Source organism: Pseudomonas sp. MF6767 (assembly GCF_016405475.1).
Lineage (GTDB): Bacteria > Pseudomonadota > Gammaproteobacteria > Pseudomonadales > Pseudomonadaceae > Aquipseudomonas > Aquipseudomonas paracarnis.
Map to the genome: position 1 here is coordinate 196,228 of NZ_JAEKCY010000006.1, position 25,620 is coordinate 221,847.

At 61.3% G+C, this 25,620-nt stretch carries 24 protein-coding genes; 8 read left to right on the forward strand and 16 right to left on the reverse strand.

From position 1 onward, the window contains the following. Positions 1-15 precede the first annotated feature (15 nt). Entirely contained in the window at positions 16-579 is a 564-nt protein-coding gene (locus JFT58_RS12635) for a helix-turn-helix domain-containing protein (protein WP_054897287.1), read from the forward strand. Positions 580-601: 22 nt separating this feature from the next. Continuing rightward, a complete protein-coding gene (locus JFT58_RS12640; protein ID WP_054897288.1) occupies positions 602-1,996 on the forward strand; it encodes an FAD/NAD(P)-binding protein in 1,395 nt (464 codons plus the stop codon). Between the two features lie 170 nt (positions 1,997-2,166). Here the strand turns inward: JFT58_RS12640 and JFT58_RS12645 are convergent, their stop codons facing one another. From JFT58_RS12645 to JFT58_RS12660, 4 genes are read right to left on the reverse strand one after another with little or no spacing between them, the layout of a single operon-like run. Then, entirely contained in the window at positions 2,167-3,429 is a 1,263-nt protein-coding gene (locus JFT58_RS12645) for an efflux RND transporter periplasmic adaptor subunit (RefSeq protein WP_054898714.1), read from the reverse strand. After that, the gene (locus tag JFT58_RS12650) at positions 3,419-4,897 is read right to left on the reverse strand and encodes a TolC family protein (protein WP_054898715.1); all 1,479 of its coding nucleotides are present in this window, start codon (positions 4,895-4,897) and stop codon (positions 3,419-3,421) included. Before JFT58_RS12650 ends, JFT58_RS12645 begins: the two co-directional genes overlap by 11 nt. Then, entirely contained in the window at positions 4,890-6,089 is a 1,200-nt protein-coding gene (locus tag JFT58_RS12655; protein WP_054898716.1) for an ABC transporter permease, read from the reverse strand. Before JFT58_RS12655 ends, JFT58_RS12650 begins: the two co-directional genes overlap by 8 nt. After that, complete coding sequence (locus JFT58_RS12660; RefSeq protein ID WP_054898717.1) at positions 6,086-6,790, reverse strand: ABC transporter ATP-binding protein; 705 nt, start codon at positions 6,788-6,790, stop codon at positions 6,086-6,088. Before JFT58_RS12660 ends, JFT58_RS12655 begins: the two co-directional genes overlap by 4 nt. Before the next feature lie 358 nt (positions 6,791-7,148). On the opposite strand from JFT58_RS12660, the gene JFT58_RS12665 reads away from it, so the two are divergent. Continuing rightward, a complete protein-coding gene (locus JFT58_RS12665; RefSeq protein ID WP_034127895.1) occupies positions 7,149-7,880 on the forward strand; it encodes a TetR/AcrR family transcriptional regulator in 732 nt (243 codons plus the stop codon). A 282-nt stretch (positions 7,881-8,162) separates the two neighbouring features. Here JFT58_RS12665 and JFT58_RS12670 read toward each other — a convergent pair whose 3' ends face one another. Both JFT58_RS12670 and JFT58_RS12675 read right to left on the reverse strand, forming a co-directional pair. Continuing rightward, positions 8,163-9,224 carry an FUSC family protein gene (locus tag JFT58_RS12670; protein ID WP_034127894.1) on the reverse strand — a complete coding sequence of 354 codons (1,062 nt, stop codon included), beginning with the start codon at positions 9,222-9,224 and terminating at the stop codon, positions 8,163-8,165. Between the two features lie 163 nt (positions 9,225-9,387). After that, complete coding sequence (locus JFT58_RS12675; protein WP_034127893.1) at positions 9,388-11,004, reverse strand: NADP-dependent glyceraldehyde-3-phosphate dehydrogenase; 1,617 nt, start codon at positions 11,002-11,004, stop codon at positions 9,388-9,390. Positions 11,005-11,142: 138 nt separating this feature from the next. Here JFT58_RS12675 and JFT58_RS12680 point away from each other — a divergent pair, with 138 nt between their 5' ends. After that, on the forward strand, positions 11,143-12,003 hold the full coding sequence (locus tag JFT58_RS12680) for a Dyp-type peroxidase (RefSeq protein ID WP_054898718.1): 861 nt from the start codon (positions 11,143-11,145) through the stop codon (positions 12,001-12,003). A gap of 31 nt (positions 12,004-12,034) precedes the next feature. On the opposite strand, the gene JFT58_RS12685 is transcribed toward JFT58_RS12680, so the two are convergent. Further along, positions 12,035-12,556 carry a DUF3087 family protein gene (locus JFT58_RS12685; protein ID WP_034127891.1) on the reverse strand — a complete coding sequence of 174 codons (522 nt, stop codon included), beginning with the start codon at positions 12,554-12,556 and terminating at the stop codon, positions 12,035-12,037. Between the two features lie 114 nt (positions 12,557-12,670). On the opposite strand from JFT58_RS12685, the gene JFT58_RS12690 reads away from it, so the two are divergent. Further along, positions 12,671-12,850, forward strand: a complete 180-nt coding sequence (locus JFT58_RS12690) for a hypothetical protein (RefSeq protein WP_032902836.1) — start codon at positions 12,671-12,673, stop codon at positions 12,848-12,850. A gap of 12 nt (positions 12,851-12,862) precedes the next feature. Further along, positions 12,863-13,063 (forward strand): DUF6021 family protein, encoded by a 201-nt coding sequence (locus tag JFT58_RS12695; RefSeq protein ID WP_032902837.1) that lies wholly within the window; start codon positions 12,863-12,865, stop codon positions 13,061-13,063. A gap of 30 nt (positions 13,064-13,093) precedes the next feature. Here the strand turns inward: JFT58_RS12695 and JFT58_RS12700 are convergent, their stop codons facing one another. After that, a complete protein-coding gene (locus tag JFT58_RS12700; protein WP_003192128.1) occupies positions 13,094-13,330 on the reverse strand; it encodes a DUF6555 family protein in 237 nt (78 codons plus the stop codon). 120 nt (positions 13,331-13,450) lie between these two features. Between JFT58_RS12700 and JFT58_RS12705 the strand changes: the two genes are divergently transcribed. Together JFT58_RS12705 and JFT58_RS12710 are read left to right on the forward strand one after the other, a co-directional pair. Next, positions 13,451-14,284: an arylamine N-acetyltransferase family protein gene (locus tag JFT58_RS12705; protein WP_054898719.1), complete on the forward strand. Its 834-nt coding sequence runs from the start codon at positions 13,451-13,453 to the stop codon at positions 14,282-14,284. 125 nt (positions 14,285-14,409) lie between these two features. Further along, the gene (locus JFT58_RS12710) at positions 14,410-15,162 is read left to right on the forward strand and encodes an outer membrane beta-barrel protein (protein WP_054898720.1); all 753 of its coding nucleotides are present in this window, start codon (positions 14,410-14,412) and stop codon (positions 15,160-15,162) included. Between the two features lie 349 nt (positions 15,163-15,511). Here JFT58_RS12710 and nuoN read toward each other — a convergent pair whose 3' ends face one another. From nuoN to nuoG, 8 genes are read right to left on the reverse strand one after another with little or no spacing between them, the layout of a single operon-like run. Beyond that, positions 15,512-16,975: an NADH-quinone oxidoreductase subunit NuoN gene (nuoN, locus tag JFT58_RS12715; protein ID WP_054898721.1), complete on the reverse strand. Its 1,464-nt coding sequence runs from the start codon at positions 16,973-16,975 to the stop codon at positions 15,512-15,514. Between the two features lie 7 nt (positions 16,976-16,982). After that, a complete protein-coding gene (gene nuoM / locus JFT58_RS12720) occupies positions 16,983-18,515 on the reverse strand; it encodes an NADH-quinone oxidoreductase subunit M (RefSeq protein WP_014718913.1) in 1,533 nt (510 codons plus the stop codon). 55 nt (positions 18,516-18,570) lie between these two features. Continuing rightward, entirely contained in the window at positions 18,571-20,424 is a 1,854-nt protein-coding gene (gene nuoL / locus JFT58_RS12725) for an NADH-quinone oxidoreductase subunit L (RefSeq protein WP_014718912.1), read from the reverse strand. Beyond that, positions 20,421-20,729, reverse strand: a complete 309-nt coding sequence (gene nuoK / locus JFT58_RS12730; RefSeq protein ID WP_003174727.1) for an NADH-quinone oxidoreductase subunit NuoK — start codon at positions 20,727-20,729, stop codon at positions 20,421-20,423. Before nuoK ends, nuoL begins: the two co-directional genes overlap by 4 nt. Positions 20,730-20,731: 2 nt before the next feature. Beyond that, positions 20,732-21,235, reverse strand: a complete 504-nt coding sequence (gene nuoJ, locus JFT58_RS12735; RefSeq protein ID WP_003174726.1) for an NADH-quinone oxidoreductase subunit J — start codon at positions 21,233-21,235, stop codon at positions 20,732-20,734. A 9-nt stretch (positions 21,236-21,244) separates the two neighbouring features. Beyond that, a complete protein-coding gene (gene nuoI, locus JFT58_RS12740; protein ID WP_003174725.1) occupies positions 21,245-21,793 on the reverse strand; it encodes an NADH-quinone oxidoreductase subunit NuoI in 549 nt (182 codons plus the stop codon). Positions 21,794-21,804: 11 nt separating this feature from the next. Continuing rightward, positions 21,805-22,812, reverse strand: coding sequence for an NADH-quinone oxidoreductase subunit NuoH (gene nuoH, locus JFT58_RS12745; protein WP_003174724.1), 1,008 nt, complete (start codon positions 22,810-22,812; stop codon positions 21,805-21,807). Further along, positions 22,809-25,523, reverse strand: a complete 2,715-nt coding sequence (gene nuoG, locus JFT58_RS12750) for an NADH-quinone oxidoreductase subunit NuoG (protein WP_103299425.1) — start codon at positions 25,521-25,523, stop codon at positions 22,809-22,811. Before nuoG ends, nuoH begins: the two co-directional genes overlap by 4 nt. Between the last annotated feature and the right edge of the window lie 97 nt (positions 25,524-25,620).

Sequence of the window (25,620 nt, forward strand, 5' to 3'; positions counted from 1 at the left end):
CTATTGAGCAATATAGTGCACAAAGAAAATCCGCAACGGGCTTCGGTCCTGCAGCACGTCAGCCAGAACGTTCGTCGCCTGCGCCATGCCGCCGACTTGAGCCAGACCGCGCTCTCGGAAAAATCCGGTGTCAGCCGGCGCATGCTGGTGGCGATAGAAGCGGGAGAGAAGAACGTCAGCCTGTCGACCCTGGACCGTGTCGCCGAAGCGTTGGACGTGGCGTTCAGTGATCTGATCCAGGCGCCGGATGTGCGCGACCACAGCCGTATCAATGAGCTGGCCTGGGCGGGCGAGATTGTCGGCAGTAAGGCGGTGTTGCTGGCCAAGGCTACGGCACGGCGTGAGGTCGAATTATGGGAGTGGCGGCTGGAGCCCGGTGACCGTTATTGCCCGGACCCTGACTTGGAAGGGTGGAGCGAACAACTGTTTGTGTTCGAGGGCAGCCTGACGCTGGTGATAGGTGATCAGGAAAATCTCATCGAGGCAGGAGAGTTCTTTATGTTCGCCAGCCACCAGCCCCATGCTTATCGCAATGATGGAAATGCGGCGGTACGGTTTGTTCGAAATGTGGTGATTTGAGCAACAATAAGGGCGAACTGGCATGAGTGAATCCACCCGCGTTGCAGATGTACTGATCATCGGCGGTGGCCTGAGCGGCACGATGCTGGCCGTGCAACTGCTTCGCCTGCCGGGCACGCGGCGTATCCTGATAGTCGAACCCCGTGCTGAGTTGGGGCGCGGCGAAGCCTACAGCGCGGTCGAACTGGGCCATACGCTGAACGGCAATGCGGCGCGTATGAGCGTTGACCCGGACAATGCCGACGACCTGACCCAATGGCTCACCGACTACATCAGCGCCGGCGGATGGCCCGAGTCGAACCAACAGCATGTGCCTATCAGCGAGCTGTTCCCGCCACGGGGGCTTTTCGGCTTGTACGCGCAGCAGCGTCTGGCACAAGCCAAGGCGCTTTCTACATCGAGCGTCGAGCACATCCGCGCCGAAGGGGTAGACCTGCAAGTCGATGCCACCTCGGTGTTGTTGACCCTCGATACTGGCGAGCAACTGCGCGGCGCCTGTGCGGTATTGGCCACCGGCATGTTCCCTGCTGCGCGCACTCCGCAGACCGAGTCCACAGGATTGAATGCCGCCGCGTTGGACCCTTGGGATGTACCCGCGATGACCCGGCTCGACCCACAATCGACCGTGCTGATCATCGGCTCGGGCCTGACCATGGTCGATGCCGTGGTCTCCCTGGAGCAGGCCGGGCATCGCGGACCTATCGAGGTTTTTTCGCGGCACGGCCTGTTGCCCCATGTACGCCGGCAACCGCCGAACTGGGACGACTTCCTCGCCGCCGACCACAGCCTGAGCAGCCCCCGACAATTGCTGCGTGAGGTGCGACGCCAATGCCAGCTCGCGCTGGCGCAAGGCACAGACTGGCAGGCGCCGCTGGACACGGTGCGCGGGCATATCGCGCGGCTGTGGAGCCAGGCCAGTGAGGCCCAGAAGCGCCAGTTCGTTCGGCATGTACGGCCTTGGTGGGAAAGCCATCACCACCGTTCGCCGCCCTTGAGTGCGCAGTTGGTAGCGCGGTTGCAGGGGCAAAGGCGGTTGCGGATTCAGGCGGCGTCGTTCAAGGGCTTGGTGCCGTCGCAGAAGGGGGTTGCCATTGCGGTGCGCTACCGTGGCGAGGATGTGATCACCCAGGTGTTGGGCGCTGCGCTGATCAATTCCAGCGGCATCGAATACGACTGGCGCCGGGTGGCCCGTCCTTTACCGCAGCAACTGCTCAAGCGCGGGTTGATCCAACCTGGGCCGCTGGCGCTGGGGATTGCGGCGGATTCAACGGGGGCGGTGCTGGATGCTCTCGGCGAGGTCAGCCAGCGACTGTTCGCCATGGGGCCGCCGTTGCGGGGCATTTGGTGGGAGAGTACGGCGGTGACCGATGTGGCGCTGCAGGCCAAGACACTGGCCGCCAGGCTGACACAGCGCTGAATGTTGGAGCTGGTATTGATTGCCCCAATGCAAGTAACCGGTAATCTTGTGGCGAGGGAGCTTGCTCCCGCTGGAGTGCGAAGCGCTCCCAAGATCTTGGGGCCGCTGCGCAGCCCAGCGGGAGCAAGCTCCCTCGCCACAGTGCAGCGTTCCCACATCTGGATCGAGGGTCAGTGATTGATTCCCCCGATCCTCACCAACCCCGCTTCAAGCCCAAACACCTCAACCCCCTGCGGCGTCGATTGCCCGGTGGTGACTTTTACCCGCTGCACCGGTTTATCCATCGCCGCCCGATACTCCACCGTCATGTCCGCCTGGATCGCCTGGCTGGGAATCACGATCGCCTGGTCATTGTTATAAGTGACAATCGTCAACCGCGCACTCATGCCCAGGCGCACCCGCTGCAACTGCTGGGGCGTCAGGGTGGGGATCGACAAGGTCACCGGAAACTGCGCACTGCCCTGGCTGTCGCTGGCGATGGCCAGGCCGCTGACCACGCTGACTGAACCTGTCAGCCGCTCGCCATCAAAGCCATCGCCCATGACTTCAACGGTCTGGCCCTGACGCAGCTGGTTGATATCCAGCTCTGAGACCTTGGCCACGATTTTCAAGCGTTCGATATTGGCCAGCCCGAACAGCACCTGGCCCTGGCTGACCTTGCTGCCGGCCTGCACCGGCGCGTTGTTATTGCCGCCACCTTGAGCGGTACTGGTGCTGCCGGGCGCCGGTACCACGATGCCGGAGAAGGGCGCCTTGACCTCCTTGCCTTCGAGCAGTGTTTGCAAGGCTTCGTACTTCACCGTGGCATTGGTCAGCTCCATTTCGGCGATCTGCCGATATTCGCCCTGGCCTTGGTCCAGGGCTTGTTGCAGCTCACTGCGCGCCGCCGCCAAGTCCAATTGCTGTTGCTGGGTTTGCTGCTTGAGGTCGTCAAGTTCGTTACGAGGGATGATGCCGCGTTTGAACAGGTTTTCGCTCTCGGTAAGTTTGCGTTGGGTGTTGCCCGCGGTCATTTCAGCGGTGCGTAAACTGCGACGGGCGCGGCTGACGGTGGGGCTGCTGCCCCAGTCCTGCATTTCCTGCACGGTGCGTCGGGCCTTGAGTTGCGCGGAGAGGGCGTCGCGCAGCTGTACTTCAAGCGTCGCCGGGTCCATGCGTAACAGGACTTGGCCGGCCTCAACGCGCTGGCCTTGTTCGACCAGGTTGGCCAGCACATTGCCGTCGAACGGCGCCGTCAGGACGACGGTGGTGTCAGGCTCGATCTTGCCCACCAGCCCGATCTGGTGCACCAACGGGTCGGGCTTTACGGCCAGCCACTGTTCGCCTGTACCCGCCTGCTCAGCCCCGCTGCGTTGACTGAGCAGGGCGCCGGCCGCGCCGGCCAACAGCAGGAACAAGGCAACGGCCAGCAGGGATTTTTTATTAGTAGTCATTAAGGGCAATTTCCCAACTTTCCAGCGTCATGCCCAGGGTCAGATCAAGCTGAGTCTGGGCGTTCAAATAAGCGATCAGCGCATTGAGCTGGGCGTTTTCGGCGTTGCGCAGGTCGGTCTCGAAGCTCAGCACCTGAAAGTTGGTGGAGCGCCCGGCGCTGAGCTTTTCCCGCTCGATCTCGATCTTGCGCCGCGACAACTCCACGGCGCGCTTGGATATTTCATATTGGCGCCAGCGGGTGCCAAGGTCACGCACCACATTGTTGACGTTGCGCTCCAGCTCCTGGCGGGCGTCGGTAATGCGGATTTCCTGGTCTTCTACATTTACCCGTGCACGCACTTCGGCCTGGCGCGTGCTGATATCGCCAATAGGGATTTGCACTTGCACCCCGGCGTAACTGTCCCAGGTGCGGTTATTGTTATGGCCGTTGTCGTTATCGGTGGCGGCGCGGATCTGGTTGGCGCCGGCGACCAGGTCCACCTGCCAGCGCCCGGAATCTTTGGCGATCACCAGGTCGAGGTCGGCCTGTTGGCTGCCGAGCAGGGCAGCGAGGTATTCCGGTTGCTGGTTTTGCGCGAGGTTGAAGGCCTGGCGTTTGTCGATCTCCATGGGGGTGGCTTCCAGGGCCTCGGTGGCACGCACCGGTGTCGACAGGTCCAGGGCCAGCAGGCGCAGCAACGCCAGGCGGCTGGTGTCGAGTTGGTTGCGCGCTTCTTCCACGCCTAATTGCTGGGTGGCGATATCGGCTTCGGTCTGCACGATCTCGAATTCGGCCATGCGCCCGGCGCTGATCAGCGCTTTGTTCACCTCCAGTAAAGTAGTGGAGCGTTTGAGCGCTTCCTGGACGATCACCAACTGTTCCTGGGCGCGCAACAATTCGCGGTAGGTGGCGATGATCTGGCTGATGGTCTGCGCCACGGTGGCCTTGAGGTTCAGGCGGTTGGCCTGCTCGGCCAGGCGCGACAGGCGCAGCGGTGCGGTGGTGGCATCCCAGCCGGCCCCGCGCATAAGCGGTTGGATGATCGCAAGGTCCAGGCCGTCGCTGCGGTAGCGGCCGGCGCGGTTGGCGTTGTTCAACTGCTGGGTCCAGGCCATGCTCAAGCGCGTGCCGTATTCGCCGAGCAGGCTGCTGGTGGGCGCGACGTTGGCGTTGCGCGCATTGTCTTGGGAGCCGCGGGTGCTGCGGTAATAGCTGTTGAGGGTGAGTTTGGGGTTGAACACGTCTTCGGCCACGCGCAGGTCGAACTTCTGCGCCACCCGTTGCAGGTAGGCGCTGCGGATCGCCGGGTTATTACGCAGGCCCAGGTACACCGCGTCCCCCAGGGTCATGGTGCTGGCCTGGGCATTCAGCGAGACGCTACGCTCGTAGCCGCTGCGGGTAGTGCTGGGTGCCTGAGGGTTGATCACTACGTCGGCGGCCATGCCCGGCAGGCTGGTCAGCATGAGCAGTGCCATGTACTTATTCATCGCGCAGGGCCTCGACCGGCTGCAAGCGTGAGGCCGACACCGCCGGGTAAATGCCAAAGAACAAACCCACCAGCAACGTGCTGCCCACGCCCAGGGGCAGGGCAGCCACTGCCAACGCAAAGGCCCAGCCCGACAGCCACGCATACAGCCAGGCAGCGGTCATGCCCAGGACTGCGCCGCACAGCGCACCCACGGCGGTGAGAGTGACCGCTTCGAGCAAAAACAGGTTGCGGATATCCCGCTGGCGCGCGCCCAGGGCCATGCGGATGCCGATCTCACGGCGACGTTCCGAGACGTTCATCAGCATCACGTTCATCACCCCGACACCGCCGCCCACCAGGGAGATCGCGCCGAGGGCCAGGAGTAGATAGGCAAAGGTGCGGCTTTGGCGGGTCATGCCATCGATCATTTGCTGGGGCACCGTGATGTCGACGCTATGGTCGCTGAGCTGGGGTTGCAGCGCGGCGGCGGCATCCCTGGCGATACGTTCCATGTCCTGTCCCGGCGCTGCGCGAATGATCAGGTTGTTGATCTGCGGGTTGGCGTAGATGCGGCGCATGCCCTCGGCGGGAATAAACAACGATTCGTTGGCTTGCACCGGCATCAGCATGGCCCTGGGCTGGTTGTGCAGGATACCCACCACCAGAAACAGGTAATCGTTGATACGCACACGGTCGCCCAGTTGCAGCGGGTCACCTGGCGCGCCAAGGGCCTGGGCGAGTTGGTCGCCGATCACTCCGTAGGTTTGGTTGGCGTCGAAGGGTGACAGGAAGCGCCCCTCACGCAGCGCCAGGCGCATGGCGTCCTGGATACCCGCAGTACTGCCGACAAAGTTGGCATTGGCGGTCCGCCCATGAAACACAATGGGCCCGCTGAACAGGCTGAGCGCGCCGATATGGGCAATGCCCGGCACTGCCCGGCGTACCGCATCCAGGTCGAGCTGGGTGCGCATCGGTACGTTGATGCTGCCCTTGGGCGGGAACTGGGCGATGAGGGTGTCGGTACCCATGTCCTTGAAAATCATCGCCGCATCCACCGCCGCGTTGTGGCCGATATTGATCAGCGCCACCACCGAGGAACTGCCGATGACGATCCCCAAGAGCGCCAGGATCGAACGCTTGCCCAGGGTACGCAGGCTGATAAAGGCTTCGTGCAGCAACTGGCTGAGGCTCTGCTCGACCCGCAGGCTCATGGGCGCCCGGCCTCATGCACCACGCCGTTGCACACCAGGATCTTGCGCTCCAGGCGCTCGGCAATGTGGGGGTCGTGGGTGACGATGATCAGCGTCACCTGTTGGTCACGGTTGAGGTTCAACAGCAGGTCCATGATCTCTTGGGCGGTAGTGCTGTCGAGGTTGCCGGTGGGTTCGTCGGCCAGGATCACCGAGGGCTTGCCGACCAAGGCGCGGGCAATGGCCACACGTTGACGCTGCCCACCGGAGAGGTCTGCGGGGCGATGGTGGGCGCGTTCGGCGAGGCCGACTTGTGCGAGCATGCGCTGGGCGTGTTCCACCGATTCATGCCGCGACACGCCGCGATAACTCAAGGGCAGCGCGACGTTGTCCAGGGCACTGAGGCGTGGCAGCAGGTTGAAGCTCTGGAACACGAAACCGATCTGCTGGTTGCGGATCGCCGCCAGCTCATCGGGGGTGGCGTTGAAAATATCGTGGCCGGCAAAGTGGTACTGGCCGCAGTTGGGCAGGTCCAGCAGGCCGAGGATATTGAGCAGGGTGCTTTTGCCGGAGCCAGAGGCACCGAGAATGCCGCAGCTGTCACCGCTGGCGATGGACAGGCACACGTCATTGAGAATGCTCAATTCTTGCCCGGCGAGCTGATAGCGCTTGCCGATGCCTTGCAGGGAAATCAAGCCGGGTTGCGCGGGGGTCTGTGTCATTATGACTACGCCTGCAGTCTCGACGGTACCGTCTTGCTCTCCGAAACTCCTTGTAACAAGTTCAGAAGCTGCCTGTAGCCGTCACGGACTGGTTTTATTTCTTGTTTTTAAAATATTGTTTGAATAGTAACTGCCTTCCTGACGCTTCGCCAGCCTTCGAGGTAGAGCGGTTTTACCGGTTGAAACGATTTTCTCATCGGGTGTCAGAGGCGGGTAAAAACCCCACGATTTGCCTTAAAAGCCCGGATATAAGGGCTTTGCAAGATATGGCGGAGTGTCACTACTTGCTTTCGACGGGCCGCCCCGGTATAAAAAATCAAATTATTTTTTAAAACAATATTTCCGCCGTGGAACCCATATGGTCGCGAAGAAACTCAGCGCTCCAAACGTTACCAAGACTCGATTGCTGGATGCGACAGAGGCTCTTTTCATCAAGTACGGCTATGACGCCGTGTTGCTACGGCAGATAACCGAGCGTGCCCAGGTCAACCTGGCGGCGGTGAACTACCACTTCGGGGACAAGGACTCCCTGATGAAAACCTTGCTGATGCAGCGCCTGGAGCCCCTCAACGAGCAACGCCTGGAACTGCTGGCGCGCTGTGAAGCCGAATCCGATGGCCCGCTTGATTGCGACACGCTCCTGGGCGTGCTGTTTGCACCGGCCATGGGCCTGGAGCGCAGCGACCCGGCCAGCGGGGAAGGGCGTTCGTTCATCCGCTTCCTGGGCCGGGTCTACAGCGACACCTCGCCGTTTATCCAGGAATACCTCAAGGTCCATTACCAGCCGGTGTTCCAGCGCTTCTTCGAAGCCTTCGCCCTGGCCCTGCCGGATTTGCCACGTAATGAACTGGGGGTGCGCCTGCAATTTGCCCTCAAGGCCATTTCCGGGGTCATGGCAGGCACCGAACTGCGCCTGCTGATGAACTCCATGAGCCTGGGCCGCCCGGCCACGGATGCCGAGGTGATGGCCAAGCTGATCACGCTGGTGTCGGCGGCGATTCGGGTGCCGCAGCAAAGCCAGGAAGCCGAAACGGCACTGGCCAAGGTGCTGGAAACCCAGCGCGCCCTACGCGAACACCACGCCCTGTAGGAGCGAGCTTGCTCGCGAAAAACGTCAACGATAGCGCGAGCACTCTGGCTAACCGCGGCGTCATTGCGTTCTTCGCGAGCAAGCTCGCTGCTACAGAGGTTGGCCCTTTTTTCGGAGCCAAAAAACAGGCAAAAAAAAGCCCGCTGGGGCGGCGGGCTTGATATGCAACGTTTGTAACGGATGAGGCTTCACACTACGTCTCGGCTTGTGAATAAAACGTGAAAAATATGTAAGAGAAAGTGTGAATGTGTCGATGTACGTGAAGCTGCTCTCCAGCTGTCGCTAAATCTTCCAGCGTGCGGCACTTTTGCCAAGCCGTTGACGCATCTGATCCACGTTCGCCGCCAGTTGCAGGGTCAACAGGCGATACCCATCCAGCGCGCTGTACACCGGTGCATCCAGCGCAGGCTCACTGGCATGGGCGTGACCGGTACGCTCCAACCGCTCCGTCACCCCCGATTTCAACGCGCGTGCCATCCCCACCAACTGCACCCGAATTTGCCGATGCTCGGCTTTCAACATGACTTGCATCCGCGCCGTGGCCTGCTCATCACGCGGGTCTGGCCGGGTGTTGCCCAGAATCTCCAGGGTGCTGATGCACAGGCGCAGGTGACGCTGGATCGCGTCCAGTTCAGTCATGGAAATCCGCACTTCCTTGGACACCGACGGCATCAACGAACGCAGTTGCACCATCGCCCCATTCAAACGGTTGAGCAGCTTGAGGTGTTCATCGTCAGTCACGGACTGGCCATTGATGATCCGGCTATAAATCTGCGCGCAGTCACGCAGGGCGCTGGCCAGGTTGTAGCGCCACGAATACACGGCGTACAACGGCAAGGCAAAGGAAAACGCCAGGGCCAGCACAATGCCGATGAGGATATCGACGGTGCGCCACAGGCCATCGGAGATCGGGTTGTCGCCATGGCCGGCGACGATAAACACCGTGATCGCAGACAGCAGCGCGATATAACCGCCCTTGCCGATGGCGTGATAGGAAAAGAATCCGCACACCACGGACATCAACAGATAGGTGAGCAACGGCAGGCCGAAGTAAGCCTGTTGTACCACCAGCAGCAAACCGACGCTGGCGCCGATCAAGGTGCCGTAGGCGCGTTCGACGGCTTTCTTGCCGATATTGCCGTGGTGCTGCAACCCGCCGATGACGATCAGCATGGTCACCGACGCCCATTCCCCGTGAGGCAGGTTGAGGCCGGTGGTCAGCAGGATGGTTGCCAGCAAACCCACCGATACGCGCGCGGCGTGGATCAGCTTGGCATGGCGAAAGCGGCGGTAGGGGTCGAGCAAGGGGCGCAGCAGGCGCCGGGCAAAGAAGGGCAGGTTCATCAGTCTTAAAATGGCCTCAAATGTATGAATGTGCTTGATCAAATGTGGGAGCTGGCTTGCCTGCGATAGCATCACCGCGACCTGACTGAAAGACCGAGGAGCTGGCATCGCAGGCAAGCCAGCTCCCACACTGACCTGTCTGCACATTGGAACGGAGTTGGCTTCAGAAGATGTAGTCGGTGGTCAGGAAGCTCGAATCGCGGTTGCGCAAAATATCGCTGACCAACGCCTTGTTACTCTCCTGGAACTTGGTCGCCACCAAGGTGCGGATCGAGAACACGCGCAAGGCGTCATGCACCGACAACGTGCCCTCGGCCGAGTTCTTGCGCCCGTTGAAGGGGAATGTGTCCGGACCGCGCTGGCATTGGGCATTGATATTGATACGGCCCACCTGGTTGGCGAAGGTGTCCACCAGGCGTCCGACTGCCACGGGGTCGGTGCCGAAGAGGCTCAACTGCTGGCCGAAATCCGAGTCCAGCACGTAGTCGATCACGGTCTCCAGGTCACGATAGGGCACGATCGGCACCACCGGGCCGAATTGCTCTTCGTGGTAGACGCGCATCTGCGGGTTTACCGGGTACAGCACCGCCGGGTAGAAGAACGAACCACGGCTGCTGCCGCCCTCGGGGTTCATGACCTTGGCGCCATGGCGCGCCGCATCGGCCACCAGTTCGCTGAGGTAATCGACCTTGCCCACTTCCGGCAGTGGCGTCAGCGCCACGCCATCCTCCCACGGCATGCCGGGCTTGAGCGTCGCCAGCTTGGCGTTGAATTTCTCGATAAAGCGCTCGACCACGTCTTCATGCACGAACAGGATCTTCAACGCGGTGCAACGCTGGCCGTTGAACGACAGCGAGCCGGTGACCGCTTCGTTCACCGCATTGTCCAGGTCCACTTCGGGCAGCACGATCCCCGGGTTTTTGGCATCCAGGCCCAGCGCAGCACGCAAACGGTGTGGCTTGGGGTGCAGTTTTTTCAAATCACTGGCGGCCTTGTTGGTGCCGATAAATGCAAAGATATCGATCTTGCCGCTGGCCATCAGCGCGCTCACGGTCTCGCGGCCGCTGCCGTAGATCACGTTGATCACCCCGGCCGGGAAGCTGTCGCGGAAGGCTTCCAGCAAAGGGCGGATCAACAGCACACCCAGCTTGGCCGGCTTGAACACCACGGTATTGCCCATGATCAAGGCCGGGATCAGCGTGGTGAAGGTCTCGTTCAACGGGTAGTTGTAAGGCCCCATGCACAACGCCACGCCCAGGGGCACGCGGCGGATCTGGCCGAGGGTGTCCTGCTCCAGTTCAAAACGACTGCTGCGGCGGTCGAGTTCCTTGAGGGCATTGATGGTGTCGGTGATGTAGTCGCAGGTACGGTCGAATTCTTTCTGCGAGTCCTTGAGATTCTTGCCGATCTCCCACATTAGCAGCTTGACCACCGCATCGCGCTGTTCGCGCATGCGCCGCAAAAACGCTTCGACGTGCTGGATACGCTCGACCACGCGCATCGTCGGCCATGCACCCTGGCCACGGTCGTAGGCGCGCACGGCAGCATCCAGGGCGGTGAGGGCGGTGTCGGCATCCAGCAACGGCGTGCTGCCGATGTGTACACGCTCATCACCCAGTTGCACGGGGCTTTGCACGCGGGCGAGCGGGCCGTTCCACACCTGCAACTGGCCATCGACCAGGTATTCACGTTGTTCAATGGGCGCCGCCAGGCGAAATTGCTCGGGAATCTGCGCGGTGGAGGTGGGAAACAGCTGGGCGAGCAGGTTGCTGGTGGTCATGTCGCTACCCCTGGAATAGTTGCAAAACATGACTAGAGAGTCACCCAACAAGCGGCTCTAACGCAAGGCTTGCGCGCATTCTTGTTCGCAGGGTGGTGTACGCCGGGTAAACTGCGCGGCTTTTCAGAAGGAGTTCACATGAGTCAGTACCAGCCGGGCATTCTTGCCGCACCGGTGCCTTTGCAGGCCCGCCATCTGTTTTTTGCCCTGGATTCGTTGCAAGCCGTGCCCGCTGCGCTGGACGCGCTGGTGCAGTTGACGGATGCGGCGGCCGTGGTGGGGTTCGGTGAGCCGCTGGTAAAAGCGCTGGGTGCCCCGATCCCAGGGCTGCGCTCATTCCCGGCCGTTAGCGGCCCTGGCGCGCACAACCCGTCGACTCAGCAGGCGCTGTGGGTATGGTTGCATGGGGTGGATCGCGGTGAGTTGTTGCTGCGCAGCCGTGCCGTGGAAAAAGCGCTGGCTCCGGCGTTTCGCCTGGTGCAATCGACTGAAGGTTTCCGCTACAAGACCGGCTTTGACCTGACCGACTACGAAGACGGCACCGAAAACCCCCACGACGATGCCGCCGTGCAAGCCGCGCTGACCGACACCGGCGCCAGCTTCGCCGCGATCCAGCAATGGCAGCACGACCTCGACGGTTTCGCCGCATTGCCTGCCCAGGAGCGTGACCACATCATTGGCCGCCGCCATGGCGACAACGAAGAACTCGACGACGCCCCGGAATCGGCCCATACCAAGCGCACTGCCCAGGAAAGCTTTACCCCGGAAGCCTTCGTGGTACGTCGTTCGATGCCCTGGGCCGAGAATGGTCAGGCGGGGTTGATGTTCCTCGCGTTTGGTCATTCATTCGATGCGTTTGAAGCGCAGTTACGACGCATGAGTGGGTTGGAAGATGGGATTGTCGATGGCCTGTATCGCATCAGCAAGCCGCTGACCGGAGGCTATTACTGGTGCCCGCCGGTGAGGGAAGGGCGCCTGGACCTGAGTCTGGTTTTTTAACCGCCTTAATGCCTGCTTCCTGAGGTACGCTTCAAGCGCTTTTGAGCGCTTCCAGCCACGCGGGATCGAGCCGGGTTTGTTCGGTGTCGATCCCCGCTGCGTGCATCCTCGCCTTGTGTGCTTCGATTTCGCCGACCAGTTGCGCCTGGGCGCTGGAGTTGGCGTCCAGCTCGTGCATCTGCGTCAGCCCCAAGTGATAGAAGCGCAACAGTTTGATGGCTGCCGGGTCGTTGGCTTGCACCCGCTCGGTGACCTTGTGCATCACGTTGGTCACGCTCATCAGGCTGCGCTTGAGCTGCCAGCCATACACCGCTGGCGCCAACCAGGCCTGGCTCCAGAACGGGCCACGCACCAGCGCGACCGTGATCAACACGCCGGCGAAGACGCCGCCGACATTGAAGCGAAAATTGTCACCGCCAGGCTCACCGAACAGCATCACCGCCAGGCTCGACAGCAGCATGGCCAAGGCCAGGAACAGCACCGCGACGATCAACGTGCTACGGCGGGTCTGTTGGCGATAGGCAGTGGGGTCGCAGGGTTTGAGTTCGAACATCCGGGGCAGTTCTCCAAAAAGGGCGGTCATCTTCTCACGCCTGGCGCAATGAAGTTGAACGATGGCGCGGGGCGGTTTCTCTAAAATGATGAACCCCTCATGAGGTCAGTCATCATGTCTGAACACAAGCAGCCACCGCCAGGTACACCGGATCCGAACCGTACGCCGGGCGAGGAGGAGCGTGATAACGATGCGTTGCGCCCCAACGATCCCAAAGAGCGCGGTCCGGACAACGATGTCGAGCGCGTAGAAGAAGACCTGGAAAACCTCCACGACAGAGCCCGCCCGCTTTAGCAGGAGAATATGATGAACAAACCTACCGATGGTCCCTCTTCCAACGAACACGCCAGTGGCAAGGATGAACTGGGCTTCGACCCGGACTCGCCGGATGTAGCCGACCCACAGGTCGATCCCATCGGCCCGGCTATTGCGCCGTTGGACAAAAAGGACGACGAGACAGCGAAAAAAAAGCCGCCCTACGATCCGTTGGGCGACTTGAAGCAATGAACCGAGCCCCGCCGTTGTGCGGGGCTTTGTTTACCTGGGCGGCGACCAGCTGACGTCGCTGATACCGTATTTTTCCGCCCAGGGCCGGGTGGTTTTTTTCACCTGTTCGTGACCTACGCGGCCGATGCGGCTGACATGGGCAATGTCGGCATCGACGGCCGCCCAATGCCAGGCCTCGGCGTTGTTCATCACTTCGGCGCGCACCACGAAAGACTTGGGTTTACCGTGTAGCTGATAGTGGACGGTGTAGATTTTTGCGGTACTCATGCTGCCTCCCAATCTTGTTATAGATGGATAGGCCGGCGCTCCAAAAGGTTCATTCAAAATGACAACGCAGGCAGAGGCGCGGCATAGTGACGCTCTTGCCCTGCGCCCAAGGATCGCGCCATGCACACACTCACCGATAGCCGCCTGTACCTGCAACGCCTGGGCTATGCATCGCCACCGCCGCCCACCCTGCAAACCCTGCGAGACTTGCAACTGCGCCATGTGTGCAGCTTTGCCTTTGAAAGCCTGTCGACCTTGATGCATGCACCGGTACCCATCGACCTGCCCAGCGTTGAGCGCAAGGTGCTGCACGAGGGGCGCGGCGGCTATTGCTACGAGTTGAACCAGCTGTTCCTGGCACTCTTGCAGGAACTGGGCTTCGAGGCCCGTGGCATCACCGGGCGTGTGGTGATCGGCGGCCCACCAGACGCCCACACTGGGCGAACCCATCGCTTGAGCCTGGTGACCCTCGACGGCGTGCGCTATATCACCGATGTCGGTTTTGGCGGCATGGTGCCCAGCAGCCCGTTGCAACTGGACAACGACGCACCCCAGCCCACCGCTCATGAGCCTTATCGCCTGACGCTCAAACACGGCAGCTACACGCTGTGGGCGCAGGTGGGCGAGGAGTGGCGTGGCCTGTACGTGTTCGATCTGCAAACCCAGGCCGACATCGACTATGAAATCGGCAACTGGTATGTCTCCACGCACCCAGGCTCCCCGTTTGTAGGGCAGTTGAAAGCCGCGTTGCTTGCGCCTGGCAGGCGCCATACGTTGGCAAACGCCCGCTATGCGGTTCATTACCTGGATCGGCCCAGCGAGAAGCGCAAGCTGGAGAGTGCTGATGAGTTGCTGACGTTATTGCGCGACACCTTCGGCATTTGTTTGCCGGCTCAGCCGCAACTTCGCGAAGCGGTTGAGCACCTGATCAGGGCCGATCTCGAAGAGTATTGAGATAGAGCCTTCGCTGAACCGTTTTTTCTCCGTTTTGGTGCAAATCAGTTCGAACTTTTTGCAAACGCCAAGGTTCGAACCGATTCCTGAATACTTTGCCCACCTTAAAATGGAGATGTAAAACGATGTCCAAACTATTCGGAAAATTCATCAAGAACACCTCGTTGCTGGCCCTGGTGGCTGCGCCTGGCGTGGTGTTCGCAGCACCTTCCACCGACCCGATTTCCACGTTCGGGATCATGGGCAGCTACAACGACTTCAAACTTGAAGGCGGTAGCGAAAGCGACAAGGACCACATGCCCGAAGCCGGCCTGTTCTACAACTTCGGCAACAAGCTCACCGCCGAGTCGGGCTTTATCTACCAGGCCGGTATCGAAGCCAAGTACGGCGAAAAAAGCGATAACAAACTCAAGGAAGGCCAGGCCGACCTCGACCTCGGCTGGCGCGCCGCGCTGGACGCGCGCAACTTCGTCGATGTGATCGTGGGCGGTGGCTACACCTGGACCCGCTACGAGCCGGACACCAATGGCTACGACATGAAGCTCACCAACAAGTCGCCGTTTGCCAAGGCAGCCCTGGGCTACAACCACCAGTTCGATGACATGACCCTGCGCGTTGAAGCCGGCGCCCGTCACACCATCGACGGCCGCGCCAAACTCAAGGTTGACGGCGTTGGCAGCGACAGCGTGGACCTCAAGGACCGCACCAACCCTTACGCCGAAGTCAGCCTGCTGATGAACCAGAAGGGTGACCTGCCAGTGATGGCGGGCCTTTACTACACCCGCACCGAGTACAAGCTCGATAACGACTCCTATGTGGCCGACAACACCAAGCTCAAGCGTGATGAGTATGGTTTCAAGGTGGGTATCGCGTTCTAAGGTTATCGCCCGGGCAAACCGCAAGTTTGAACACAAACGCCTCGATGTGAATCGAGGCGTTTTTATATCTGTAGCCACAATATGGGCAAAGAGGGCCAGTATATTGAGGGCATGTAGGAGCGAGCTTGCTCGCGAAAAACTCACAGGCGCCGCGTTTATTCAGGAAGCACGCATTATCGTCGACGTTTTTCGCGAGCAAGCTCGCTCCTACAGGGGAACGCATTCCAAATGTGGGAGCGGGCTTGCCCGCGAAGGCGATGATGAATGCACCGCCTCTCTAATACCTCGCCCCTGAAACGCAAAACGGCGCCCAAAGGCGCCGTTCTGTTTACTGCATCAACCTAAGCGATCAAACGCCCAGCACCGCGTGCTGCACCAGGGTGAGCAACGGTTGTGGGTACACGCCCAGGAAGAACGCGAGCAGGGCGATAGCCAGCAGCATGACGCCGCCTGCCTTCTGTTCCCAATGCAGCTCGGCATCCACACGGCGCAGGTTTGGCTCGATCAGGTACAGGGTGACCATCACGCGCAGGTAGTAGAACACGCCGATGGCGCTGCCCAGTACCAGCGAGGCAACCAGCCACCATTCGTGGGCTTCGACACCGGTCGCGACGATGTAGAACTTGCCGATAAAGCCCGCCGTCAGCGGAATACCGGCCAACGACAGCATCATCACGGTGAGCACGGCGGTCAGGTACGGACGGCGCCAGAACAGGCCGCGGTATTCGTACAGGGCGTCGGCGTCACGGCCTTTGTACGGCGACGACATCAAGGTGATGACGCCGAACGCACCAAGGCTGGTGATCACGTAGGTGACCAGGTACACGCCGATGGCTTCCACGGCCAGGCCTTTACTCGCCACCAGGGCGATCAGCAGGTAGCCGAAGTGGGCGATAGACGAGTAACCCAGCAGACGCTTGAGGTTGTTCTGGGTCAGGGCCAGCAGGTTACCGAACAGGATCGACGCAATGGCGATCACCGTCAGCACGTTGCTCAGCACGCCGGTGTTGGCGGCAGGGGAGATCTGGAACAGACGCACCATCACTGCAAACACGGCCACTTTCGACGCGGTCGCCAGGAACGCGGCCACCGGCGCCGGGGCGCCTTCGTACACGTCCGGGGTCCACAGGTGGAACGGCACCAACGACAGCTTGAACGCCAGGCCGATCAGCATCATCGCCAGGCCCAACTGGGCAATCGGCGCCGGGCTGTTGGTGGCGGCCAGCGCGTGGCCGATACCGGTGAAGCTCAGGCTGCCGGCTTCGGCGTAGAGCAGGGCCATACCGAACAACAGGAACGCGGAACCGGCGGCCGACAGCACCATGTACTTGATGCCGGCTTCCAGGGAGCGCTTGTTGAAGAAGGCGTAGGCCACCAGGCCGTAGGTCGGGATCGACAGCAGTTCCAGGCCGATGAACAGGCCCGCCAGGTGCTGCGCGCTGACCAGCACGATACCGCCGGCCGCAGCCAGCAGGATCAGCAGGTACAGCTCTTCGCGGTTGCCCGGGTAGCCGGTGCCGCCTTCGCCGAGGTAGGCGTGGGCGAGGGTGACGCAGGCCAGGGTCGCCACCAGGATCAGGGCGATGTACAGCAGCGCGAAGTCATCGACCATCATCAATGGCGTGACTGCCAGTGGCGCGACCTTGAGGGCCAGGATGATCGACAGCAGGGCCAGGTTCAACCCGGCGCAGGACAGCAGGAACGTTTGCGAGTGATTGCGGCGCCAGGCGATTGCCAGCATCACCACTACGATGGTGAGGCTGGTAATCAGCAGCGGCGCAAGCGCGATAAAGTGTTGGATCGTGAATTCCATAGCGCTCTTACCGGGCCGAAGCGAGTTGAGAGAAGGCGGTGCCGAACCACTGCTGCACGCCATGCATCGTTGCGGCAGAAGTGTCCAGGAACGGTTGCGGGTACACGCCGATGAAGATCAGCAACACCGCAAGGCCGAGCACCATGATCAGTTCGCGCGCATCCATCCCTTGCAGGACGGTGTCGGACTTGGCCGGGCCGAAATAGGCGCGGTGGATCATGATCAGCGAGTAGACCGAACCGAACACCAGGCCGGAGGTGGCGATGGCGCTGATCCACGGCGTCTGCACAAAGGCACCCATCAGGATCAGGAACTCGCCGATGAAGTTACCGGTACCCGGCAAGCCCAGCGACGCGGCGGCAAAGAACAGGCTGATCGCCGGCAGGTAAGCGATGCGCGACCACACGCCACCCATTTCACGCATGTCACGGGTGTGCAGGCGCTCGTACAGCTGACCACTGAGGATAAAGAGGGCAGCGGCCGAAACACCGTGGGCCAACATCTGGATCACCGCACCCTGCAGCGCCAGTTGGCTGCCGGAGTAGATACCGATCAGTACGAAACCCATGTGGGAAACGGACGAGAAGGCAATCAGACGCTTGATGTCGGTTTGCGCGAAAGCCAGGAACGCACCGTAGAAGATCCCGATCAGACCCAAGGTCATGGCAATCGGCGCGAATTCGGCCGAAGCATTCGGGAACAGCGGCAGGGCGAAACGCAGCAGGCCGTAGGCAGCGGTCTTCAACAGGATACCGGCCAGGTCCACGGAACCGGCAGTCGGCGCCTGGGCGTGAGCGTCAGGCAACCAGGAGTGGAACGGCACCACCGGCAGCTTCACCGCGAAGGCGATGAAGAAGCCCAGCATCAGCACGTACTCGGTGGTCAGCGACATCTTGGTTTTCAACAGGTCGGCGTAGTTGAAGGTAATCACGCCGGTGTTGTTGAAGTTGACCAGGACCAGACCCAGGATCGCCACCAACATGATCAGGCCGGAAGCCTGGGTGAAGATGAAGAACTTGGTCGCTGCGTAGATCCGGGTTTTCTTGCCGTCCGAAGAGCTGTGACCCCAGAGCGCGATGAGGAAGTACATCGGCACCAGCATCATTTCCCAGAAGAAGAAGAACATGAACAGGTCGAGGGCGAGGAACACGCCGACAACGCCGCCCAGGATCCACATCAGGTTCAGGTGGAAGAAGCCCACGTGACGCTGGATCTCTTTCCAGGAGCAGAGTACCGAGAGGATACCCAGCAGGCCGGTCAGCAGGATCATCAACAGCGACAGGCCGTCGAGGGCCAGGTGCACATTGATGCCGAAGCGCTGGATCCACACGTGCTTGAATTCAAGCGCGAAGGTGGGATCGACACCCGGTGCCGGAGCGAATGAATAGTCACCGTGGGCCCACAGCCAGAGGCCGAGCGCGAGTTCCAGGGACATGGTCAGCAACGCAATCCAGCGGGGGAGGGTGGCGCCGAAGCGTTCACCCATCCAGCAGAGCAGGCCGCCGATAAAGGGGATCAGGATTAGCCAGGGCAGAATCATGACGGGCTCGTTTCCTTTCGCAAGTTCGCAAAGTACGCAGTGCACTTAAACATAGTCAGACCGCTACCACGACGATGGCGCCGATCACCAGAACGGCACCCGCCGCCATGGACGCTGCATACCAACGCAATTGGCCGGTCTCGCTGCGGCTCAGGGCGGTGTGACCGGCCTTGGCGGCACGCGGGATCAAACCGATGGTCTGGTCGAGCGGGTCTTTGCGCAGCACGTGGCTGATCGCAAGGTAAGGTTTGACGAACAGTTTGTCGTAGATCCAGTCGAAGCCCCAGGCAGCGAACCACCAGGCCGACAGGAAGCGACCAATGCCACTGTTGGCCACGGCAGTCACGAAGCGACGCTTGCCGAGGAACAGCAGGGCCGCCAGCAGGATACCGGCGATGGCGATGGCGCCCGAGGCGATTTCCAGGCTGTGCTGGGCTTCGCCGCCGGCATGGCCGACGCTTTGTGGCAATACACCGTGCAGTGGCGGGGTGATCATCGCACCGACGAAGGTCGACAGGATGATCAGCACCGACAGTGGCAACCAATGGGAGATGCCGTGGCCTGCGTGCGCTTCGGTCTTGGCTTCACCATGGAAGGTGATGAAGATCAGGCGGAAGGTGTACAGCGAGGTCATGAACGCACCTACCAGGCCTGCGTACAGCAGGTTCTGGTTACCGCTGGCGAAAGCTTCCCAGAGGATTTCGTCCTTGGAGTAGAAGCCTGCGGTTACCAGCGGCAGGGCGGCCAGAGCGGCACCACCGACGATGAAGCTGGCGTACGCCAGTGGCAGTTTCTTCCACAGGCCGCCCATCTTGAAGATGTTCTGCTCGTGGTGGCAGGCCACGATCACGGCGCCGGAGGCGAGGAACAGCAGGGCCTTGAAGAACGCGTGGGTCATCAGGTGGAAGATCGCCGCGTCCCAGGCGCCGACGCCCAGGGCCAGGAACATGTAGCCGATCTGGCTCATGGTCGAGTAGGCGAGGATACGCTTGATGTCGGTCTGCACCAGCGCGGCGAAGCCGGCCAGTACCAGGGTCACGCCGCCGACGATACCCACCAGGTGCAGGATGTCCGGCGCCAGGGTGAACAGGCCGTGGGTACGGGCGATCAGGTAGACACCGGCGGTTACCATGGTGGCGGCGTGGATCAGTGCCGATACCGGGGTAGGACCGGCCATTGCATCCGCCAGCCAGGTTTGCAGCGGCAGTTGCGCAGATTTACCCACGGCGCCACCCAGCAGCATCAGGGTAGCCAGGGTGATCCAGAAGTCGCCGACCTGGAATTTCTGCGGTGCCAGCACCAGCAGTTCCTGGATGTTCAGCGTGCCCACCTGTTGGAACAGGATGAACAGGCCGATGGCCATGAACACGTCGCCGATGCGGGTGACGATAAACGCCTTGAGTGCTGCGTTACCGTTGTTGCGGTTGCTGTAGTAGAAACCGATCAACAGGTACGAGCACAGGCCCACGCCTTCCCAGCCGAAGTACAGGAACAACAGGTTATCGCCCAGCACCAGGAACAGCATGCTGGCGATAAACAGGTTGGTGTACGAGAAGAAGCGCGAGTAGCCCGCTTCACCGCGCATGTACCAGGACGCGAACAGGTGGATCAGGAAGCCCACACCCACCACCACGCCGAGCATGGTGATCGACAGGCCGTCGATGTAGAGGGCGAAGTTGGGCTTGAAGCCCTCGACCGCCATCCACTGCCACAGCACCAGGGTGTAGTGACCACCTTCGGGCGGCGCCACGTTGAATTGCCAGATGACGTAGGCGGCCACGATGGCCGACAGGCCGATGGAACCCACGCCGATCAGGGCCGAGAGGTTCTCCGACCAGCGCCCGCGAGAGAACGACAGCAGCAGGAAACCGATCAGGGGGAATACGAAAGTCAGAAAGATCATGTTCATCCGCGCATCTCACTGGCAGCGTCGATATCAAGCGTGTGGAAGCGACGATACAGCTGCAGCAGGATCGCCAGGCCAATACTGGCTTCGGCGGCTGCCAGGCTGATCACCAGGATGAACATCACTTGCCCATCCGGCTGGCCCCAACGTGCGCCTGCCACAATGAACGCCAGTGCCGCGGCGTTCATCATGATTTCCAGGCTCATCAACACGAACAGAATGTTACGGCGAACCATCAGGCCGACCAGGCCAAGGCAGAACAGGATGCCGGCGACCGCCAGACCATGCTCCAAAGGGATAGCAGGCATCGTCATTGCTCCTTGGCTTCGTTGCGGCCCAAGTGGAAGGCAGTGATGGCTGCGGCGAGCAGCAGCATCGAAGCCAGTTCGACCACCAGCAGGTACGGGCCGAACAGGCTGATGCCCACGGCTTTCGCGTCTACGGTGGTGTGGCCGATGGCCTGGCCGCTCTGGTGAGCGAACAGCACATACAGCAGTTCACCCAGCAGCAGGGCTGCGAGGACAACCGGGCCGAGCCAGATGCCGGGCTTGAGCCAGACGCGCTCCTGGGCGACCGAAGCCGGCCCCAGGTTGAGCATCATCACCACAAACACGAACAGCACCATGATGGCGCCGGCATAGGCGATCACTTCCAGCACACCGGCGAACGGTGCGCCGAGGCTGAAGAAGGTCATGGCCACGGCGATCAGCGAAATGATCAGGTAGAGCAGGGCGTGCACGGGGTTAGTGTTGGTGATCACGCGAAGCGTGGACACCACTGCAATACCCGATGCGAAATAGAAAGCGAATTCCATCTTTCTTCCTTAAGGCAGCAAGCTCTTCACGTTGATCGGCTCGGCTTCGTTTTGTGCGGCGCCTTTTGGCTTACCGGCAACGGCCATACCTGCAACACGATAGAAGTTGTAATCAGGGTTTTTACCGGGACCAGAGATCAAAAGATCTTCTTTCTCGTACACCAGGTCCTGACGTTTGAACTCGGCCATCTCGAAATCCGGTGTGAGCTGGATCGCGGTGGTCGGGCAAGCTTCCTCGCAGAGGCCGCAGAAAATGCAGCGCGAGAAGTTGATGCGGAAGAAGTCCGGGTACCAGCGACCGTCTTCGGTTTCAGCTTTCTGCAGGGAAATGCAACCCACCGGGCACGCCACGGCGCACAGGTTGCAGGCTACGCAACGCTCTTCGCCGTCGGGGTCGCGGGTCAGTACGATGCGGCCGCGATAGCGCGGCGGCAGGTACACCGCTTCTTCGGGGTATTGCAGGGTGTCGCGTTTGCGAAAGCCGTGACCGAACACCATCACCAGGCTTCGCAACTGGGTACCGGTACCCTTAACGATGTCGCCAATATATTTGAACATGGGTCAAATCCTCACTGAACCGCGGCAGCTGGCGTGTTCAACAACACGACGGCAGCCGTCACCAGCAAATTGATCAGGGTCAGCGGCAGGCAGAATCTCCAGCTGAAATCCATCACCTGGTCATAGCGCGGGCGCGGAATCGAGGCGCGCAGCAGGATGAACAGCATGATGAAGAACGCGGTCTTCAGGAAGAACCAGAAGAAGGCCAACTGCGGCAGGATGCCGAACGGACCGTGCCAGCCGCCGAAGAACAGCGTGACCAGCAGGGCCGAGATCAAGATGATGCCGATGTACTCACCGACGAAGAACATGCCCCACTTCATGCCGGCATATTCAATGTGGTAACCGTCGGCCAGTTCCTGTTCCGCTTCCGGCTGGTCGAAGGGGTGACGGTGAGTCACGGCCACGCCAGCGATGAAGAAGGTGCAGAAGCCGAAGAACTGCGGAATGATGAACCACAGGTTCTGCGCCTGGTACTCGACGATGTCGCGCATGTTGAACGAGCCAACCTGCACCACGATGCCCATCAGTGCCAACCCCATGAACACTTCATAGGATACGGTTTGGGCCGAGGCACGCAAGCTGCCCAGCAGGGCGAACTTGTTGTTGCTCGACCAACCGGCGAACAGCACCGCGTATACCGACAAACCGGCCATGGCGAAGAAGAACAGCAAGCCGATGTTCAGGTCCGCCACGCCCCAGGTCGGGGTGATCGGGATGATTGCAAACGCAATCAGCAATGCGCTCATGGCTACCACCGGTGCCAGGGTGAAGATCACCTTGTCGGCAAACGGCGGGGTCCAGTCTTCCTTGAAGAACATTTTCAGCATGTCGGCAGCGATCTGGAACATGCCGAACGGGCCAACGCGGTTCGGACCGTAACGGTCCTGCCACCAGCCCAGCAGGCGACGTTCGACGAAGCTGAGCAGGGCGCCCGCGACGACCACGGCCAACAGGATCACGATGGCCTTGACCACCGAGATGATCACGTCAATTACTTCCGGCGTGAACCAAGTCATTGCGCTGCCTCCTGCAGACCGTCAACGGTTTTGCCGAAAATGGCAGGCGGAATACCGGCGATGCCTTTAGGCAGTGCAACCAGGCCGGCACCCAACTCATCGTTGATACGCAGCGGCAGACGCAAGGTCTGGCCGGCCACGTTGAGGCTGAGCAGGGCACCGTCGTTGACGCCCAGGCGGTCGGCTTCGGACTTGGCCACGGACACATAGGCGGCAGGAATGCGCTCTTGAACCGGCGCGGCCTTGGAAGAAGTTTCTTCGCTGCCGAACAGGTGGAAGAACGGCACGACTTGCCAAGTGCCCGGCGCCGGGTTGAACGGACGCGGTACCGCAGCGAACCAGTTCAGCGAGTCACCGCTGGTTTCGATCAGGCGAGTGCCCGGGTCGCCAGCGCGGATGTGACCACCGACTTCGTCCTGGAACTTGTTCCAGGCCTGCGGCGAGTTCCAGCCCGGCGACCAGGCAAATGGCACCTGCTGACGCGGTTCGGCCGAACCCGAATAACCTTCCATGGAGAAGGCAAACGCGGTGTCGTTGTCTTGCGGGGTACGTGGCTCGTGCACGCTGATGTCAGCACGCATGGCGGTACGACCGGAGTAACGCAGCGGCTCACGTGCCAGTTTCAGGCCCTTGATGCGGAACGCGGCAGAAGGCGCGGCATCCACGATACGAGCAAGCTGCGGCGCGCTGGCGGCGGTGGCAGCGGTCACGTGGTCGAGTTGGGTCCAGTCGATCGGCTGGTTCAGCAGGGTGGCGCGCAGGGCATGCAGCCAGCGCCAGCCTTCGTGCACCAGGATGCTGGCGTCCATGTACTTCGGATCGAACACCTGGAAGAAGCGCTGGGCGCGGCCTTCCTGGCTGACCAATGTGCCGTCGCCTTCGGCGAAGGTGGCGGCTGGCAGTACCAGGTCGGCGCGGTCGCTGGTGGCGGTCTTCTGGTGGTCGGCGACGATCAGCACCTTGGCAGCATCCAGTGCCGCGTCAACCTTGGCGGCAGCGGTGCGGGTGTACAGGTCGTTTTCCAGCACCACGATGGCGTCGGCGTTGCCGTCGATCACCGCTTGCAGCGCCGCGTCCACGGACTCGCCACCGAGCATTGCCAGGCCCAGGCTGTTGGCTTCCGGCACCACCAGGCTGATGGAGCCATTTTTGTCGCGCAGCTTAAGGGCCTTGGCGATGTTGGCGGCGGCTTCGATCAGCGCCTTGGAACCCAACGAGGTACCGGCAATGATCAGCGGGCGCTTGGCCGCCAGCAGGGCGTCGGCAATGCGCTGAGCCAACTCGGCAGCTTCAGCGTCCAGGCCTTCAACGGCGGGTGCGCTGGCGTCGAGGGCGTGGGCCACGGCGAAACCGAGGCGCGCCAGGTCGTCCGGCGCGGCGTGTACGCATTCTTCAGCGATGTCGTCGAGCTTGGTTTCAGCCAGGGAAGCGATAAACAGCGGGTTCAGCGCGTGCTGACCGATGTTCTTCACGGCAGCGTCGAGCCACGGCTGTACGCGCATGGCGTCGGCCATCTCTTCGGCCTTGCCTTTGACCGACTGACGCAGCGACAGCGCGATGCGTGCAGCGGTCTGGGTCAGGTCTTCACCAAGTACGAAGATCGCATCGTGGTCTTCGATGTCGCGCATGTTCGGCACTGGCAGCGGGCTGTCGTTCAGCACTTGCAGGACCAGGCGGATGCGCTCCAGCTCGCCCGCTTCGATACCGCAGTAGAAGTGCTCGGCACCTACCAGCTCGCGCAACGCGAAGTTGCTTTCGAGGCTGGCGCGTGGCGAACCAATACCGACGATAGTGCGGCCACGCAGCAGGTCGGCAGCCTTATCCAGCGCGGCGTCCAGGCTCAGCTTGGCGCCATCGGCCAGCAGCGGCTGGCGCGGACGGTCTTCGCGGTTTACGTAGCCATAGCCGAAGCGGCCACGGTCGCACAGGAAGTACTGGTTGACCGAACCGTTGAAGCGGTTTTCGATACGGCGCAATTCACCGTAGCGCTCGCCCGGCGAGATGTTGCAACCGCTGGAGCAGCCATGGCAGATGCTCGGTGCGAACTGCATGTCCCACTTGCGGTTGTAGCGCTCGGAGTGGGTCTTGTCGGTGAACACACCGGTGGGGCAGACCTCGGTGAGGTTGCCGGAGAATTCGCTTTCGAGCACGCCGTCTTCAACGCGACCGAAGTACACGTTGTCGTGGGCGCCGAATACGCCGAGGTCGGTGCCGCCGGCGTAGTCCTTGTAGAAGCGCACGCAGCGGTAGCAGGCGATGCAGCGGTTCATTTCGTGGGAAATGAACGGGCCGAGGTCCTGGTTCTGGTGGGTACGCTTGGTGAAGCGATAGCGGCGCTCGTTGTGGCCGGTCATCACCGTCATGTCTTGCAGGTGGCAGTGACCGCCTTCCTCACAGACCGGGCAGTCGTGGGGGTGGTTGGTCATCAGCCATTCGACAACGCTGGCGCGGAACGCCTTGGACTCTTCATCGTCGATGGAGATCCAGGTGTTGTCGGTGGCTGGGGTCATGCAGGACATGACGATACGACCACGGGTGTCGTTTTCGTCGGTGTATTGCTTGACCGCACACTGGCGACAGGCACCGACGCTACCGAGAGCGGGGTGCCAGCAGAAATACGGGATGTCGAGGCCGAGTGACAGACATGCCTGTAACAGGTTGTCCGCCCCATCGACTTCGAGCGCTTTGCCGTCTACGTGGATAGTGGCCATGGTTCAAAGTTCTTCGTTGGCCCGTTGTCAGCGGGCGTGGCTAATGGAATCTTGTTATTCATGTGCATCTACACAGCCTTGAAGGCGTCAGCACATG

Excerpts from the sequence above, each read along its gene's own strand:
- JFT58_RS12640 (WP_054897288.1), top strand. The coding sequence starts at position 602 with ATGAGTGAATCCACCCGCGTTGCAGATGTACTGATCATCGGCGGTGGC.
- JFT58_RS12645 (WP_054898714.1), bottom strand. The coding sequence starts at position 3,429 with ATGACTACTAATAAAAAATCCCTGCTGGCCGTTGCCTTGTTCCTGCTG.
- JFT58_RS12650 (WP_054898715.1), bottom strand. The coding sequence starts at position 4,897 with ATGAATAAGTACATGGCACTGCTCATGCTGACCAGCCTGCCGGGCATG.
- JFT58_RS12655 (WP_054898716.1), bottom strand. The coding sequence starts at position 6,089 with ATGAGCCTGCGGGTCGAGCAGAGCCTCAGCCAGTTGCTGCACGAAGCC.
- JFT58_RS12660 (WP_054898717.1), bottom strand. The coding sequence starts at position 6,790 with ATGACACAGACCCCCGCGCAACCCGGCTTGATTTCCCTGCAAGGCATC.
- JFT58_RS12665 (WP_034127895.1), top strand. The coding sequence starts at position 7,149 with ATGGTCGCGAAGAAACTCAGCGCTCCAAACGTTACCAAGACTCGATTG.
- JFT58_RS12670 (WP_034127894.1), bottom strand. The coding sequence starts at position 9,224 with ATGAACCTGCCCTTCTTTGCCCGGCGCCTGCTGCGCCCCTTGCTCGAC.
- JFT58_RS12675 (WP_034127893.1), bottom strand. The coding sequence starts at position 11,004 with ATGACCACCAGCAACCTGCTCGCCCAGCTGTTTCCCACCTCCACCGCG.
- JFT58_RS12680 (WP_054898718.1), top strand. The coding sequence starts at position 11,143 with ATGAGTCAGTACCAGCCGGGCATTCTTGCCGCACCGGTGCCTTTGCAG.
- JFT58_RS12685 (WP_034127891.1), bottom strand. The coding sequence starts at position 12,556 with ATGTTCGAACTCAAACCCTGCGACCCCACTGCCTATCGCCAACAGACC.
- JFT58_RS12690 (WP_032902836.1), top strand. The coding sequence starts at position 12,671 with ATGTCTGAACACAAGCAGCCACCGCCAGGTACACCGGATCCGAACCGT.
- JFT58_RS12695 (WP_032902837.1), top strand. The coding sequence starts at position 12,863 with ATGAACAAACCTACCGATGGTCCCTCTTCCAACGAACACGCCAGTGGC.
- JFT58_RS12700 (WP_003192128.1), bottom strand. The coding sequence starts at position 13,330 with ATGAGTACCGCAAAAATCTACACCGTCCACTATCAGCTACACGGTAAA.
- JFT58_RS12705 (WP_054898719.1), top strand. The coding sequence starts at position 13,451 with ATGCACACACTCACCGATAGCCGCCTGTACCTGCAACGCCTGGGCTAT.
- JFT58_RS12710 (WP_054898720.1), top strand. The coding sequence starts at position 14,410 with ATGTCCAAACTATTCGGAAAATTCATCAAGAACACCTCGTTGCTGGCC.
- nuoN (WP_054898721.1), bottom strand. The coding sequence starts at position 16,975 with ATGGAATTCACGATCCAACACTTTATCGCGCTTGCGCCGCTGCTGATT.
- nuoM (WP_014718913.1), bottom strand. The coding sequence starts at position 18,515 with ATGATTCTGCCCTGGCTAATCCTGATCCCCTTTATCGGCGGCCTGCTC.
- nuoL (WP_014718912.1), bottom strand. The coding sequence starts at position 20,424 with ATGAACATGATCTTTCTGACTTTCGTATTCCCCCTGATCGGTTTCCTG.
- nuoK (WP_003174727.1), bottom strand. The coding sequence starts at position 20,729 with ATGCCTGCTATCCCTTTGGAGCATGGTCTGGCGGTCGCCGGCATCCTG.
- nuoJ (WP_003174726.1), bottom strand. The coding sequence starts at position 21,235 with ATGGAATTCGCTTTCTATTTCGCATCGGGTATTGCAGTGGTGTCCACG.
- nuoI (WP_003174725.1), bottom strand. The coding sequence starts at position 21,793 with ATGTTCAAATATATTGGCGACATCGTTAAGGGTACCGGTACCCAGTTG.
- nuoH (WP_003174724.1), bottom strand. The coding sequence starts at position 22,812 with ATGACTTGGTTCACGCCGGAAGTAATTGACGTGATCATCTCGGTGGTC.
- nuoG (WP_103299425.1), bottom strand. The coding sequence starts at position 25,523 with ATGGCCACTATCCACGTAGACGGCAAAGCGCTCGAAGTCGATGGGGCG.